Genomic DNA, 15739 nt, shown 5'->3' with positions numbered 1-15739 from the left:
TATGTCGACTAAATAATCAATTAGCTGATGGGGATTAAATAGCTAATAAGATAATTAAAATTAAAAGAAGCTTTCACTTATAATAACTATAAGCGAAAGCAAATTCAGATAAAACTAGCCAGATTTAAATGATAAATTTGAAATAAATCAGATATTATTTACCACTATATCTTGGTGCTGCATTGATACGTTGACCATTAGTAATTAATTTAACATTTTGTCCAGCATAAAACTGTTTAGCATCACCTTTTTGTACGATAACAAAATTAGAACCATTTTCAGGTTTAATTTCTAATTCAACTGCATCAGCTTGACTAGATTTGTTTTCAATCGCATCACCTAATATTGCACCACCAATAGCGCCCGTTGCTGTAGCTAAAATTCTACCGGTACCATCACCAATCGTATTACCTAAAACACCACCAATTACAGCCCCACCTACAGTACCAGCTAAATTACCATTATTTTTACCATCAGAATTCGCTTGAATCTTAACTGCTCTTACCGATACAACTGTACCATAACTTACTTGTTGGACTTGTTTTGCTTGGTCGGCTGTATAAACATCGCCAGAGTAAATATCACTATTACTACATCCAGATAAAATAGCTGCTAGAATAGTTAATGTGACGATTTTTTTCATAATTTATTCCTCATATAATTTGAGTATACTTTTTTATACCATGTTTAGCATAATATTCTTTTTGAAAAACAACAATATCATTTTCATTTTTTTATCATTAGATAATATAATTTTTGGTTAACTTGAGTTATACTCAGCTCAATTGTTAATCTACCATACAACAAGTACATGAAACGGTTATTTTTTCCTTTACTATTATCAGTTATGATAACGGCCTGTCATGATGAAAATCAACAACCGACGACAAAAAACGAAACCGTCTCTCATCAATCTAAACTAGATTGTTTACAAGACAAACCAACTAAAAGTTTAAATTTTGACGCCATTCCCGTTGATGGTTGTCCGGTAAAATAATTTAATAGGCAAAGTAACAGAATGAAAACTATCGAAATCGACGAAGAACTTTATCAATTTATTGCAGGTCAAACTAAACATATTGGTGAAGATGCATCAAGTATTTTGCGACGTTTATTAAACTTTAATCAACCTCTATTAACTAAAGCTGATCCTATATTAGCCAAAGAAAATCACTACCCTATTTTTAATGATCTACTTACTAGCGATACATTTACAAATGAAAAATCGATCATTAGCCGTTTTTTATTACTACTTGGTGCCCTCTATAACTATAACCCGGCACTATTTTCAATTGCTGCAACATCACTACATGGTAGTAAACGACAATACTTAGCTAAAGATAAACAATCTTTAGAAACCTCAGGAAAAAACACTAAACCAAGAGAAATTGTTGGTACCCCATATTGGGTAATTAGTAATACAAATACAGCTAGAAAACTTCATATTATTGAATCAATTATGAGTGACATGGGTATCTCAGAAAGCATGATTAATCAAGTTATCCATGCTTTTTTACCGTAAACTATATAATAATTCACTAACATAATGATTATAAAAGTGAATATTAAAATAAAGTTATGAAAGAGGAGTAAAAAATGGCTAAGTCAAGCCGTGCAGGATTATTAGCTCAACCATCTGACCTAATTAATATCCAAGAATTACAAAATAACTATTATCAAATTCAACCAGATGTTGATAATGTTAGCCAATTAGTTATTTTTGGGACATCAGGTCATCGTGGTAGCTCAAATAAAGCAACCTTCAATGAAGTACACATATTAGCAATTGCCCAAGCAGTAGCCGAATATCGCAAAGCAAACAATATTACTGGACCATGTTTTATTGGTCAAGATACCCATGCTTTATCTGAACTTGCTTTAAAATCAGTGCTTGAAGTCTTTGTGGCGAATGAACAAACTGTAGTTATAGCGCAAAATTGGGGCTATACTCCCACACCAGTGATCTCTCATGCAATATTGACTTATAATCAGGATAAACAATCTCAATTAGCTGATGGCATAGTTATTACTCCATCACATAATCCACCTGAAGATGGCGGTATCAAATATAATCCGACTAATGGTGGTCCAGCTGATACTGATATAACTAAACAAATCGAAAATCGTGCTAATGAATTATTAAAAAATAACCTTAGTGGTGTTAAACGTGTTAGCTTAGAGAAAGCAATAAAATCAGACTACGTTCATACTAAAGAATATGAAACTGATTATGTTAACGATCTTGAAAATATTTTAGATCTGTCATTAATTAAAGCATCATCGCTAAAAATTGGTGTTGATCCACTTGGCGGTGCATGTATTACTTATTGGCCCCGCATTGCTGAAAAATACGGCATAAACCTTGAAATCGTCAACAATAAAATTGACCCAACATTTAGCTTTATGCACCTTGATCATGATGAAGTGATCCGTATGGATTGTTCAAGTCGCTGGGCAATGGCCGGTTTATTAAACCTCAAAGATAAATTTGATTTAGCTTTTGGTAACGATACTGATGCTGACCGTCACGGCATTGTTACACCAAAAGGGTTAATGAATCCGAATGCTTACCTTTCAACTTGCGTAAACTATTTATTTCAAAATCGTCCACAGTGGCATCAAAATATCGCTATTGGTAAAACGCTGGTCACTAGCTCAATGATCGATCGTGTTGCTAATAGCTTAAACAAAAAATACCTTGAATATCCAGTTGGCTTTAAATGGTATGCTGATGGACTTTATCATGGTAAACTCGGTTTTGCCGGTGAAGAAAGTGCAGGTGGTTCATTCTTAAGAACTAATGGCAAAGTTTGGGCAACGGATAAAGATGGCATCATTTTATGCTTATTAGCGGCGGAAATGACGGCTAAAACAGGCAAAAATCCACAGGAGCAATACCAAGAACTTGAAGCTAAATTTGGTGTTTCTTATTATGGTCGAATTCAAGCACCTGCATCATTTACTGAAAAACAAAAATTAGCCAAACTCGATGCCAGCCAATTAACCACAGATAAACTAGCTGGTGAGGAAATTACTCAATGCTTAACCACTGCTCCGGCGAATAATGCGCCAATTGGTGGTTTAAAAGTGATCACGCAAAATGGTTGGTTTGCTGCTCGTCCTTCTGGTACAGAAGATGCTTATAAGATTTATGCAGAAAGTTTTATCAGTAATGAGCATCTATTAACTCTTCAACAAGAAGCACAGCAAATAGTCGCTAAAGCAATTCAATAAACTAAACTTAGGTAGGTTAATCAAAATTAACCTACTTTTTATTTATAATCGTAATTAACACTTAAGGTGTAACACAAGCAGCAAAAATACCGTCCCCGAGAATCATATCAATTGTGTCGATATATCCTTCATTTACATATATAAATGGTTTTCCGTTATTTTTAGATTGCTCAGATTGTGAAATTACATTATTTGTCCAATACTGATACGATTGCCAGTCTGTTCCTGTATAAGTTTGGCAAAGCATATTATGACCAGGATCATATAAATCATCTTCAGCCATACACCCCCATTCATTCGCAATTCCACCAATCCATTTTCCATTCTCCTGATAACTTAATTGCCGACGAGCAAACGTTCCATACTCATTAACATAACCGCCAATCCAACCATAGCCAGGATTGGTATTGGAAAAATCATTCACATCTGGCAATCGATAACCACTACCTAAACTTTTACAATAATCCCTTGCCTTAGCTTGATAATTTAACGCCTCATCGTTAGAACTAATAGGGCGAGAATTTTCATTTTCATTATTAAAAATAATCTCAGGATTAGCAATAAACCAACGCATTAATTTAAATTCATAAATTAGCGTACTTTTATTACTATCAGCATATAATCTGAAAGTCATTGGTCTAAAATTCTTATCCGTAGAATTGAAACGTGGCCCGATTAAGGTTATTTTTATAGCAGGTTCAGCCAATCCATATGGATACGGTCCATGACCACTATGCTCCCATTCAGTGGTTTTACTTACACTTAATGATAAACTAACATTGCCCCCCTCTATAGATTGTACAGTACTGCCATTGGCAGCTAATACCGCTTCAGGTGTTATACCGCCAAATAGTAAATAAAAATACAATCCATGTGACCCGGTCGTTGGAAAGTTATTTTTAGTTATTGAAGTTTCACCTTGATAATTACCACTATTGGTTGCTCGTAATACCTTAATACCTTTACTTGGATACCCTCGATAAACACCATAATCATGGTCACTCTCGACTTGTGCGACATCCCATAAAATTCCATCTACCTGATAATCAATACCGCCTAGACTCCCCCCATCAAAGAACAAATTTGGCTGGGCATAACACACTTTTGGATCTAATTTTGGCGTTAAATAATAACTATGTGAACCTTCTTGAAAATGATTTGTATTGGGATCACCATAAGGTGTAGTTAACTCACTATCACTAGCACTAATGGTTATTTTATGGACCCCATCACATAAATCTACAATGGTATCAGGATGACTTTTCACCTTCGATGTAATATCTATAAATGCGTTTTTAGCATTAATATCTGCTACAGCAGGATTACGGGCTTCCCATTTTATCTTAATGTCACCTGTTGCGGTTGCAGTAATAAGGTCACTATCATCAAATCCATCACCATCATCATCAGCAAAATAATTATACGGTGCAGCAAGTAAATCAGTCATATTTATGACAGGAAACTGGTTATTGCCTGATATAGGTAATGGAACAATCGTTTGTACACTGGCATATGTATTTTTTTTATCAGGTAACTCGATCGGATTGGTTATACTTGATACATCATTTTGCGGGGTTATCACAGTACCATTAGGTAATTTAATTGCCAGTAGCTCTTCTGTACTCGTTATTTTACTAACACCATCAAAGGTTAAATAAGGCGCTGAGCCTTGAATAATATTGGTCGTTTTAGTCGTTAATGCATAATTAGAAAAAGAGATAGACTGTAAAACAAACACCATTAACACGAAAACTATCTGCCGAGATAAAAAGGCTAAACCAAGAAATTTTGAAAAATTTTGCCGAATTTGCTGGAGAAATGAATTGTAGTGAGATAATAAACTGTGCGTGCTTAACTTTACTAACGTTAAATTATAGGTTGGGCATGTTTGGTGTTTGGTGTTTGGTGTTGTAAATTATAATACATATCCGACATCCATGTCAACTAAATTAATGATTTATTTGCAATTTTATACCTATTGGCACAAAATTCATCCTGTTATATAAATAAGTTATAAAAGTATAGTGATTGAAAAAAACCATGCAACTTATTTCGACTGTTAAATTGTTAATTTTTGTAAAGTTTAATGTAATATTACACTTTAATTATTCCTTTAAAACCAATTTCGAAGAGGTTATTGGAGGATTTTTGGCTTTAAAAACCCTGTTCCTCAAATTTTTTATAATCGACCTTTATTATTTACCCTATGGTCAATCATTTCTTCATGATGAGATACCTTATTAAATTAATTTACCTAGAAATCTCAATTAATTAATGGTACGCATTTTTAGAATAATTGAATACTTTGCTCTTTTATCCAATAAGCAAAAACAATTGCCTTTTTGAATAAAAAGGTAGGAAGAATAAAATGGAATTTTATTCTTTAAATTCAAGTGTTCAGATATATAACGCATTAATACTAGACAAATAATAGTACTTATAAAACCACTTAAAAAAATTTTAATTAGTTAAATACTAGGTATTATATTGGTTTTTTATCTTTTTTATGCAATATATTAATAAAAAACCAATACTCTAATAACTGTTAAAATACATCAAAAACTAACAGTGACTATAACTTGCATTTATTATATTTTAGGATTAACACAATTAACACTTAAGGTGTAACACAAGCAGCACGAATTTCAAATGCATTTAAATGAAGTACCCGAGTTTTTCCTTCAACCCGATATAAAAATGGTTTTCCTTCATTTTCAGGTAGCTCAGTATTTGTTGCTACATTATTCGTCCAATAATTATATGCATTCCAATCTGTTTCTGTATAAGTTTGGCAAAACATATTATGACCAGGATCATACAAATCATCTTCAGCCATACACCCCCATTCATTCGCAATTCCACCAATCCACTTTCTATTCTCCTGATAACTTAATTGTCGACGAGCATACGTTGCATACTCATTAATATAACCGCCAATCCAACCATCGTCAGGATTGGTATTGGAAAACTCATTCACATCTGGCAATCGATAACCACTACCTAAACTTTTACAATAATCCCTTGCCTTAGATTGATAACTTAAAGCTTCATCATTTGAACCAATAGGTGGTTCAAATCGAGTTTCATTATTAAAAACAATCTCAGGATTAGCAATAAACCAACGCATTAATTTAAATTCATAAATTAGCGTACTTTTATTACTATCAGCATATAATCTGAAAGTCATTGGTCTAAAATTCTTATCCGTAGAATTGAAACGTGGCCCGATTAAGGTTATTTTTATAGCAGGTTCAGCCAATCCATATGGTATCGGTCCATGCTCACCATGCTCCCATTCAGTGGTTTTACTTACACTTAATGATAAACTAACATTGCCCCCCTCTATAGATTGTACAGTACTGCCATTGGCAGCTAATACCGCTTCAGGTGTTATACCGCCAAATAGTAAATAAAAATACAATCCATGTGATCCGGTCGTTGGAAAGTTATTTTTAGTTATTGAAGTTTCACCTTGATAATTACCACTATTGGTTGCTCGTAATACCTTAATACCTTTACTTGGATACCCTCGATAATCCCCATAATCATGGACACTCTCGACTTGTGCGGCATCCCATAAAATGCCATCTATCTCATAATCACGACCGCCTAAACTAGCGTTATCAGGATACAAATTTGGCTGGGCATAACACACTTTTGGATCTAATTTTGGCGTTAAATAATAACTATGTGAACCTTCTTGAAAATGATTTGTATTGGGATCACCATAAGGTGTAGTTAACTCACTATTACTAGCGCTAATGGTTATTTTATGTACCCCATCACATAAATCCGGAATGGCATCAGGATGACTTTTCACCTTCGATGTAATATCTATAAATGCGTTTTTAGCATTAATATCTGCTACGGCAGGATTACGGGCTTCCCATTTTATCTTAATGTCACCTGTTGCGGTTGCGGTAATAAGGTCACTATCATCAAATCCATCACCATCATCATCAGCAAAATAATTATACGGTGCAGCAAGTAAATCCGTCATATTTATTACAGGAAACTGATTATTGCCTGATATAGGTAATGGAACAATCGTTTGTACACTGGCATATGTATTGTTCTTATCAAGTAACTCGATCGGATTGGTTATACTTGATACATCATTTTGCGGGGTTATCACAGTACCATTAGGTAATTTAATTGCCAGTAGCTCTTCTGTACTCGTTATTTTACTAACACCATCATCTAGCGTTAAATATGGTGCACTACCTTTTATACTTTCTGTGGTAAATGCACTTAACGCGTATACAGGGCTAAATATAGTTGAAAAAGTCATAGAACATAAACAAATCTTTTTCAAGAATTTCACTATTGTTTGGCCAAATGAGGATGAATATTTAAGTAGTGTTTTATTAACCGTTGAATTTCGCTTTATTGGCTGATTAATGAATAATTGCTGTATTGAAGGGGCGTGACTCAATATATTTTTTTTACTGGTCAATGTTGTATTAACAATTAATTTAGAAATAGCGCCTAAATAAGGGTATCTCAACATGCTCTTAATCCTTTAATTTATAATTTTTATCTAAAAATATGCAATCCTTGCAGAAAAAAGTATAGATATATTAGGTAATTATAGCAAATTCAGATTGGTAAATAATTGTTAAGACTTTTGTCATACCTACAAGGTAGTGAACGTTGGGTTAAATCTTGTACTAGAGTTGTTTATTTTCTGAACCACCTACACGGTAGTGAACATTCAGGTGACGATCTAAGCTCTGCGCTGTTTTTTCTAAACTACCTACACGGTAGTGAACCCTCAAATTTTATGGCACCTTTTCTTAGTTCATTTCTAAACTACCTACACGGTAGTGAACGATTTTGTTCGCCCCAATTGGTAACATAAACATTTCTAAACTACCTACACGGTAGTGAACCTTATTCATCTTTGTTACTGGCTTTTGGTTTATTTCTAAACTACCTACACGGTAGTGAACTGCTCGCCCATGCCTACGCCCTTGTTGCTAGCTTTCTAAACTACCTACACGGTAGTGAACAGGTTTTAACTTCCCCTGTAACGCTGGGTGTTTTTCTAAACTACCTACACGGTAGTGAACAAAATTAGGTGGGCTAAGGGAGGGAGCCGAAATTTCTAAACTACCTACACGGTAGTGAACTTAAAAGCATACCTGCAGATTTAAAATGCGAGTTTCTAAACTACCTACACGGTAGTGAACAATTTGTTGACGCCCAAGAAGGTGAAAAAGTTTTTCTAAACTACCTACACGGTAGTGAACTTTGCAACTCTGCGCGCCCGTCATCCAATTTTTTTCTAAACTACCTACACGGTAGTGAACTAGAACACAACATACTATAAATGCAGTTGGCAAAAAGACAAAGCGTAATTTTACTATTAAAAACCCTTTTTTTGAGTAACTTCTTAATGTTTTGATTTTTAATAATTTTATTTTAAGTCAAAAAAAAGGGTTAGAAATGGGTACAAATTTAAGTTTCAAAAAACCCCGTTCCTCAACTTTTTTAGTTCTTTTAGTTTCGGACGTTTTGTTGTTTGGTTGCTAGGTCTATTCAAAGATTACGTCCGAGTAAAGAGGGTTTGCGCGAACCCTCTTTACCAACTACCATGGCGACCGCGCAAGTGGTCACTAAGTGACTGCCTTCCGCCTTCGTTAGCTGTTAACGCACCGACTGTGATTTGTTCCTGCAAACAACAGTCTTGCCAAACATCCCTGTTTGCCATGCTAACCTCACTCAGTTGTCAGCACATTGCTCATGTCGCGAAATGAAATACTCCAATCTGATTTGCCAGAAATAAACTTTTATATTTAGAGCTAACTGATTTTAGTTTTAAAGCCAATTTCAGTGAAATTGTGGCTAGATTTAGGCTTTAAAAAACCCCGTTCCTCAACTTTTTTAGTTCTTTTAGTTTCGGACGTTTTGTTGTTTGGTAGCAAGTTCTATATGGCGTTTACGTCCGAGTAAAGAGGGTTTGCGCGAACCCTCTTTACCAACTCTCGCGGCGACTACGCAAATGGTCACTACGTGACTGCCTTCCGCCTTCGTTCGCTTTTAACGCATCGGCTGTATTTGTTCCTGACAAAACACAGCCTTGCCAAACATCCCTGTTTGCCATGCTAACCTCTCTCAGTTGTCAGCACATTGCTCATGTCGCTAAATGAAGCACTCCAATCTGATTTTCTAGAAATAAACTTTTATATTTAGAGCTAACTTATTTTAGTTTTAAAGCCAATTTCAGTAAAATTGTGGCTAGATTTAGGCTTTAAAAAACCCCGTTCCTCAACTTTTTTAGTTCTTTTAGTTTCGGACGTTTTGTTGTTTGGTGATTAGTTCTATATGGCGTTTACGTCCGAGTAAAGAGGGTTTGCGCGAACCCTCTTTACCAACTCTCGCGGCGACCACCAAGTGGTCACTGCGTGACTGCCTTCCGTCTTCGTTCGCTTTTAACGCACCGGCTGTATTTGTTCCTGACAAAACACAGCCTTGCCAAACATCCCTGTTTGCCATGCTAACCTCGCTCAGTTGTCAGCACATTGCTAATGTCGCTAAATGAAGCACTCCAATCTGATTGTCTAGAAATAAACTTTTATATTTAGAGCGAACTGATTTTAGTTTTAAAGCCAATTTCAGTGAAATTGAGGCTAGATTTAGGTTTTAAAAAACCCCTTTCCTCAACTTTTTTGTTCTTTTAATTTCGGACGTTTTGTTGTTTAGTGGTTAGTTCTATATGGTGATTACGTCCGAGTAAAGAGCATTTGAGCGAACTCTCTTTATCAATTCACGCGGCGACTACGCAAATGGTCACAATGTAACTGCCTTCCGCCTTCGTTCGCTGTTAACGCACTGACTGTTATTTGTTCCTGACAAATTACAACCCAACCAAACATCCCTGTTTACCATGCTAATTTCTCTCAGTTGTCAGTAGGTTGTTGATGTCGCTAAACGATGATAAAAACAATACCGCATTATCTTTACTCACTAATAACACTAACTGACCCAACTATATAAATAGTAATTATTACTTAATTTAATCGATTAAGTTAAATTAAAATAGAAAAGATGATGAAAACTTAAAAGTGATAGGACTTATATTAATAACCGGATTAGGTTTGATAGGATGTGAAGAAAAGAATCAAGAGTATTATTTAAAACATATTGATTCTGCTAAAGAAAAATTAGAAGAATGTCGTAATGATTTAAATAAAGCTTTTAGACAAAATGCTGAGAAATTATTCGAAAAAATAAAAAATGATACCAAATGTCAAGCTGTAGAGAATGCTATTAAAGAAGATCGAATCCTAAAAGCTAAATTAGAACAAGAACGTAAAGCAGCTGAGGAAAAACTAGCTTTAGAAACAGAAATGACAGCAATTAAAAACCAAATAGCGGACAAATCATGGCAAAAGTCAATCAATGAATATCTGAAAGTTGAAGGGTGTAATGTATTATTCTCCGCACCGTCTCCTAAATGTAAAAGCTTGGGAAATTGTTTATAATGAGAAAGTTGATGAGGGTAAAAAAGAATTAAAACAACTTTCATTCGAAGCTATTAAAGAGCAAATGATGTCTCTATGTAAATTAGAGCAACGTCGAGGTTCAAATTGTGCCGTTGCTCAATCGGCTTTAGAAGAAAAAGCCACTGAAGATCTGGCTAACGCCGATATTCAAACAATTGAATCACAAAAACCACTTTATTGTGCTGAAGATATCTACTCTTTAAAGGCCTTTAGAAAAAGTTGGGAAAAAGCTTTTGATAGAGAAAACGCAAAACATATAAAATTCTTTACCAATAATGATGATGAATTTATTAAAACATTTAACTCATGTGCTGATAAAATCGCAGACATTGAAGCACAAAATTTAAAATGGAACGAAAAAAATACTTTAGAACGTAAAATAACAGGAACCTATCCTTGCTATCAAGCAAAGGAAGCTTATATTAAAAGAGGAATGGGTTATTCTGTCAATTTTGAAAAGAAAATTGCAAAATAATTAAAATTAGGTGCACATTTTAAGATGTAGTGCTTGTCAGTAAAACTCATGATAAGTTAATCTGATTACAAGACCGAGACAACTAACAACTCGGTCTTGTTTATAAGTTGAAAATAAAACTTGCCACACCTAATAGTTAAAATAAAGCTCTCTGATATATAAACAATTTACTGTCTTGATTTCAGTATCATTCCTATTGAGATATGGGTTATTAGATGTATTTTGATAAGATTCAATATTTTCTTTTAAACTATAAGCCATCTATGTCATCATAAAAAACAATAAATCAAAGCTTAAAAATACTTCACCCAAAATTGCAGATAAACGCATTCTGTTTTTTACTGCGTAGCATTAGTCTATTATTTAACAAATGATATTTCATTTTATAATATCATAGCTTTGTTATTTCTTACGCTTCTTGTCAATGTAAATAACATCTATTTTGAGTTAACGGATTTGATCAAGCATTGGTATCAATAATCCATAACATAGTTTAATAAAATGTTATTTTCTACAAGCTATAAACGCAAAATCATTACCTGCGAAATCGCCCGGCGTACGAGGAGAAGGCAATAGTCCACCATCATGTAGGTAAATAATGAAGTATTGTGTATCAGAATTAGGATCTTTAGTAAAATAAGTCGTTTCATCCCACTCCCATTTAGAATTTGGATAAGTACGACGATTTATATATCCCCATTCAGGATAAAGTCCTTGATTAATAGCACGAGTAGAAAAATTCCATTTTCCATGACGTTGCCAATTAGGACCAACATTAACTACAGGTGAGTTAGAATAATCTTTGCGAGATGGGAATCCATCAATTCCACCACAAAATCGGTTAAATGCAGTACGCCAATCATAACTACCCACATTTTGAGGTTCTATCCAAACAGAAGTTGGATTAAATTTATAATCAAAATGTTTGTTAGGAGATGATTTTAATGTAGCTCGAATAACAATATCACCATTACCTTCTGGTGGTTTAGCTTTTAAAAGAACATTACCTGTTTGATCAACTGTTGCCACATTACCAGGATTAACTGCTACATTATAAGTATAACTATCTTGAGAATAATTCATTATTAATTGAAATTCTGCACCCGGGAAGCCTGTAGTAGGAAAGGGTTTATCTGAAACAATTGGCCTAGCTCTAAATCCTTTATCAACAATAAAATCTTCATTATAACCTCCTCCACTTTCGGGATCTGGTTTTATTGGGCCTGTATTCCATGGGTACATAGTCCCTTGAGCATCACTACCACGCCATTGATTTAAAGGTAAAACTTTAGTTGAATTTGGTTTCAGATAACATACATCACCTGTAGGTGCAATTTTATATATTTTAGTTATCTCTACTGACTCACTTTCATTTGGGTTACCAAATTCAGAATAGGTTTTTACTGAAGTTTTTAATGTCAATGACAAAGGCATTGCATAATTGCTTCCACAACCTATGATATTACCTATATCACTATCAGGAATTTTTTCACCATTATTATCAAACCAATTGTAAACCGTTTGTTCAACGATAAATGGCTTATTATTACGAATATTATCACCATCAGAATCATCATAATTAGATGAATTATCTAAATCATTTTCAGTATAGTTCTTAATAATAAAATCACTAAATTTTGTTAAACCATCAAATTCGTTAATATCCGTATCGTTTAAATTATGAGAGCTTGAACTATAAAAAACACCATTTAAGATAAAACCATGTTTGTTTGAAGCAGCTTCTATATTAACAATTTTTGGTTTACTACCAATAATGGTATTTACGGTATTAGCTAAGATTGCTTGGCTTTTTTGACTAATGGTTAAAAAACATAACATTAACAAAAGTAAACAGTTTAGTTTATTACTAAAATTAACCAAATTTAAATAATTACTTAGGCAGGTTTCAAATTTAAATTTATTATACATCGTGACTACCATGTCAATTAACCTGATGTTTGATATAATTTTTTACTCATAAAAGGATAAATACCAATCTGATTTCGTATTTGGAATCGTCAGCAAGTATAGTGACAGAAGAAAATCTATGCAATAAATTTTAATATTTAACTATTAACTTTCATTAATATTATTAAATTAAGCATTTAAAATAAAGCTTTGGATTTTTACAAAAACTTGTCTAAACTTTTTGGATAACAAATGATACAAATAAAAAAGGGATTGTATTCAATCCCTTTTAAATCATACTTATTAGCCAGCTCGATAGTTAGGTGGCTCTTTGGTGATAAGAACATCATGAACATGACTTTCTTTCATACCCGCACCAGTTATACGATAAAACTTCGATTTAGTGCGAAGTTCATCGATAGTTCCACAGCCAGTTAATCCCATACATGAACGTAAGCCACCCATTTGTTGATGGATAATTTCTTTTAACAAACCTTTATATGCAATTCGACCTTCAATACCTTCTGGTACTAACTTATCAGCAGCATTGTCAGATTGGAAATAACGATCAGATGACCCTTTTGCCATTGCCCCTAACGACCCCATACCACGATAAGATTTATAAGCACGGCCTTGGAATAATTCAATCTCGCCGGGAGCTTCTTCTGTACCGGCAAACATTGAACCAACCATAACACAAGATGCGCCAGCAGCAATTGCTTTAGCGATATCACCTGAAAAACGAATACCGCCATCAGCAATAACAGGAATATTATGTTGTTTGGCTACCTCAACAGCATCCATAATCGCACTAATTTGTGGTACCCCTACCCCAGTAACAATACGTGTAGTACAAATTGAACCTGGCCCAATACCGACTTTGACTGCGCTTACTCCGGCATCAATCAGTGCTTTAGCACCTTCACCGGTTGCCACATTGCCACCAACAATTTGTAAGTTTGGATAAGCTTGTCTTGTTTGGCGAATACGTTCAAGTACACCTTCTGAATGACCATGCGATGAATCGATAAGTAACACATCAACACCCGCTTCTACCAATGCAGCAATACGTTCTTCATTACCTGCTCCTGCGCCAACAGCAGCACCCACTCGTAAACGACCTTTTTCATCTTTACAAGCATTTGGTTTTTGTTCGGCTTTATTGTAGTCTTTGACTGTTATCATGCCTTTTAAGTGAAAACGATCATCAACAACTAATACTTTTTCAACACGGTGTTCATGCATCTTTTTCAAAACACTTTCCCGAGATTCACCTTCTTTAACAGTAACTAAGCGTTCTTTAGGCGTCATTACGGCTGTAACAGATAGTGATAAATCAGTAGCAAATCGAACATCACGAGCAGTAATAATGCCAACTAATTCTTGCGATTCTGTTATAACAGGGAAACCAGCAAAACCATATTCTTTGGCTAGTTCAATCACTTCTTTAATCGTTGCTGTAGGTAATACTGATACGGGATCTTGTACAATTCCGCTTTCATGTTTTTTTACCCGTTTGACATGTTCTGCCTGAACTTCAATTGGCATATTTTTATGAATAAAACCAATGCCACCTTCTTGAGCAAGTGCAATAGCAAGTTCGGCTTCGGTAACAGTATCCATTGCCGCAGATAACATTGGAATATTTAATTTGATGGTTTGCGTCAGTTGAGTTGTAATATCAGCAGTGTTAGGTAAAACAGTTGAATGGGCTGGAACTAATAAAACATCATCGAACGTGAGGGCTTCTTTAACTATACGAGACATGACAATATTCACCATTGAGTTGAATTGTTGATAAAATATTGCCGATGTATTCTACTCACTTTCAATATAAAAGACCAGTAAAATTTTATATTTATATTTCAGCAGATAAGTATAGCGCAAACTAATCTCTGTTACTCCCCATCGCTTTTTTGTGCCATTAAGATGTAATTGACATCAACATTTTTACCTAAGCGAAATTGATTACTAAGCAAATGATACTCCATACCAATTATTCCTTTTACAATCAAATTAGCTTGTTCAACCCAAGTCATTAATTCAGAAGGACGAATAAAACGATTAAAATCATGAGTACCTTTCGGTACTAAGCGTGCAATATATTCCGCACCATAAATCAACATTAATTTTGCTTTATGATTGCGGTTAATGGTCGATAAATAGAGTTGTCCATTAGGCTTAAGCAATTTTGCACAAGCATGAATAATTGAAAACGGATCGGGAACATGTTCTAACATTTCCATACAAGTAATAACATCATAGTGCGCAGGGAATTGTTCAGCATGCTGCTCTACTGTTTGATTCTGGTAGTTTATTTCTAAACTATTTTGCTCGGCATGTAATTTTGCCACTGCTAATGACTCTTCAGCAAGATCAATTGCAGTTACATTAGCCGCGAGTTTTGCAAGACTCTCTGACAAAATACCACCGCCACAGCCAACATCTAATACATGTTTTCCATTTAGATCACCTGACAATTGTTTTATATAATCTACTCGTAATGGATTAATAATATGTAATGGTTTGCATTGGCCGTTGGGATCCCACCATTGCGAAGCAAGTTTTGCAAACTTATCTATTTCGTTCAAATCGATGTTTTGTGTCATGGCTA

At 34.5% G+C, this 15739-nt stretch carries 13 protein-coding genes and 1 CRISPR repeat array; of the genes, 5 read left to right on the top strand and 8 right to left on the bottom strand.

Annotated elements, in window-relative coordinates; genetic code table 11:
- Positions 1 to 154 precede the first annotated feature (154 nt).
- A complete protein-coding gene (locus RAM17_RS05870) occupies positions 155 to 646 on the bottom strand; it encodes a glycine zipper 2TM domain-containing protein (RefSeq protein ID WP_110448126.1) in 492 nt (163 codons plus the stop codon).
- A 165-nt stretch (positions 647 to 811) separates the two neighbouring features.
- Here RAM17_RS05870 and RAM17_RS05865 point away from each other — a divergent pair, with 165 nt between their 5' ends.
- The 3 genes from RAM17_RS05865 to pgm all read left to right on the top strand — a co-directional run bounded on the left by RAM17_RS05865 (position 812) and on the right by pgm (position 3234).
- Positions 812 to 997 carry a hypothetical protein gene (locus RAM17_RS05865; protein WP_146208331.1) on the top strand — a complete coding sequence of 62 codons (186 nt, stop codon included), beginning with the start codon at positions 812 to 814 and terminating at the stop codon, positions 995 to 997.
- A 21-nt stretch (positions 998 to 1018) separates the two neighbouring features.
- A complete protein-coding gene (locus RAM17_RS05860) occupies positions 1019 to 1522 on the top strand; it encodes a replication initiation regulator SeqA (RefSeq protein ID WP_110448127.1) in 504 nt (167 codons plus the stop codon).
- A gap of 74 nt (positions 1523 to 1596) precedes the next feature.
- On the top strand, positions 1597 to 3234 hold the full coding sequence (gene pgm / locus RAM17_RS05855; protein ID WP_110448128.1) for a phosphoglucomutase (alpha-D-glucose-1,6-bisphosphate-dependent): 1638 nt from the start codon (positions 1597 to 1599) through the stop codon (positions 3232 to 3234).
- A gap of 61 nt (positions 3235 to 3295) precedes the next feature.
- On the opposite strand, the gene RAM17_RS05850 is transcribed toward pgm, so the two are convergent.
- The 4 genes from RAM17_RS05850 to RAM17_RS05835 all read right to left on the bottom strand — a co-directional run bounded on the left by RAM17_RS05850 (position 3296) and on the right by RAM17_RS05835 (position 9340).
- A complete protein-coding gene (locus RAM17_RS05850; protein ID WP_306240944.1) occupies positions 3296 to 4981 on the bottom strand; it encodes a hypothetical protein in 1686 nt (561 codons plus the stop codon).
- A gap of 870 nt (positions 4982 to 5851) precedes the next feature.
- Positions 5852 to 7744: a hypothetical protein gene (locus tag RAM17_RS05845; RefSeq protein WP_306240942.1), complete on the bottom strand. Its 1893-nt coding sequence runs from the start codon at positions 7742 to 7744 to the stop codon at positions 5852 to 5854.
- 174 nt (positions 7745 to 7918) lie between these two features.
- A CRISPR array of direct repeats spans positions 7919 to 8546; the repeat unit is 28 nt; unit sequence TTTCTAAACTACCTACACGGTAGTGAAC.
- A 272-nt stretch (positions 8547 to 8818) separates the two neighbouring features.
- Entirely contained in the window at positions 8819 to 8947 is a 129-nt protein-coding gene (locus RAM17_RS05840) for a hypothetical protein (protein WP_258334368.1), read from the bottom strand.
- 264 nt (positions 8948 to 9211) lie between these two features.
- Entirely contained in the window at positions 9212 to 9340 is a 129-nt protein-coding gene (locus RAM17_RS05835) for a hypothetical protein (RefSeq protein ID WP_258334369.1), read from the bottom strand.
- 961 nt (positions 9341 to 10301) lie between these two features.
- Between RAM17_RS05835 and RAM17_RS05830 the strand changes: the two genes are divergently transcribed.
- Positions 10302 to 10721, top strand: a complete 420-nt coding sequence (locus RAM17_RS05830; protein WP_306240939.1) for a hypothetical protein — start codon at positions 10302 to 10304, stop codon at positions 10719 to 10721.
- Positions 10666 to 11217 carry a hypothetical protein gene (locus RAM17_RS05825; RefSeq protein ID WP_306240937.1) on the top strand — a complete coding sequence of 184 codons (552 nt, stop codon included), beginning with the start codon at positions 10666 to 10668 and terminating at the stop codon, positions 11215 to 11217. Before RAM17_RS05830 ends, RAM17_RS05825 begins: the two co-directional genes overlap by 56 nt.
- A 504-nt stretch (positions 11218 to 11721) precedes the next feature.
- Here the strand turns inward: RAM17_RS05825 and RAM17_RS05820 are convergent.
- The 3 genes from RAM17_RS05820 to ubiG form a co-directional block, all read right to left on the bottom strand.
- Positions 11722 to 13146: a hypothetical protein gene (locus tag RAM17_RS05820; RefSeq protein WP_110448131.1), complete on the bottom strand. Its 1425-nt coding sequence runs from the start codon at positions 13144 to 13146 to the stop codon at positions 11722 to 11724.
- A gap of 282 nt (positions 13147 to 13428) precedes the next feature.
- A complete protein-coding gene (gene guaB, locus RAM17_RS05815) occupies positions 13429 to 14892 on the bottom strand; it encodes an IMP dehydrogenase (RefSeq protein ID WP_110448132.1) in 1464 nt (487 codons plus the stop codon).
- 131 nt (positions 14893 to 15023) lie between these two features.
- Positions 15024 to 15734, bottom strand: coding sequence for a bifunctional 2-polyprenyl-6-hydroxyphenol methylase/3-demethylubiquinol 3-O-methyltransferase UbiG (ubiG, locus tag RAM17_RS05810; RefSeq protein ID WP_110448133.1), 711 nt, complete (start codon positions 15732 to 15734; stop codon positions 15024 to 15026).
- Between the last annotated feature and the right edge of the window lie 5 nt (positions 15735 to 15739).

The sequence above is a fragment of the Gilliamella apis genome (assembly GCF_030758615.1).
GTDB lineage: Bacteria > Pseudomonadota > Gammaproteobacteria > Enterobacterales > Orbaceae > Gilliamella > Gilliamella apis_A.
The sequence above is the reverse complement of the archived record's forward strand: the minus strand, read 5'-3'. Positions and strand labels throughout refer to the sequence as shown.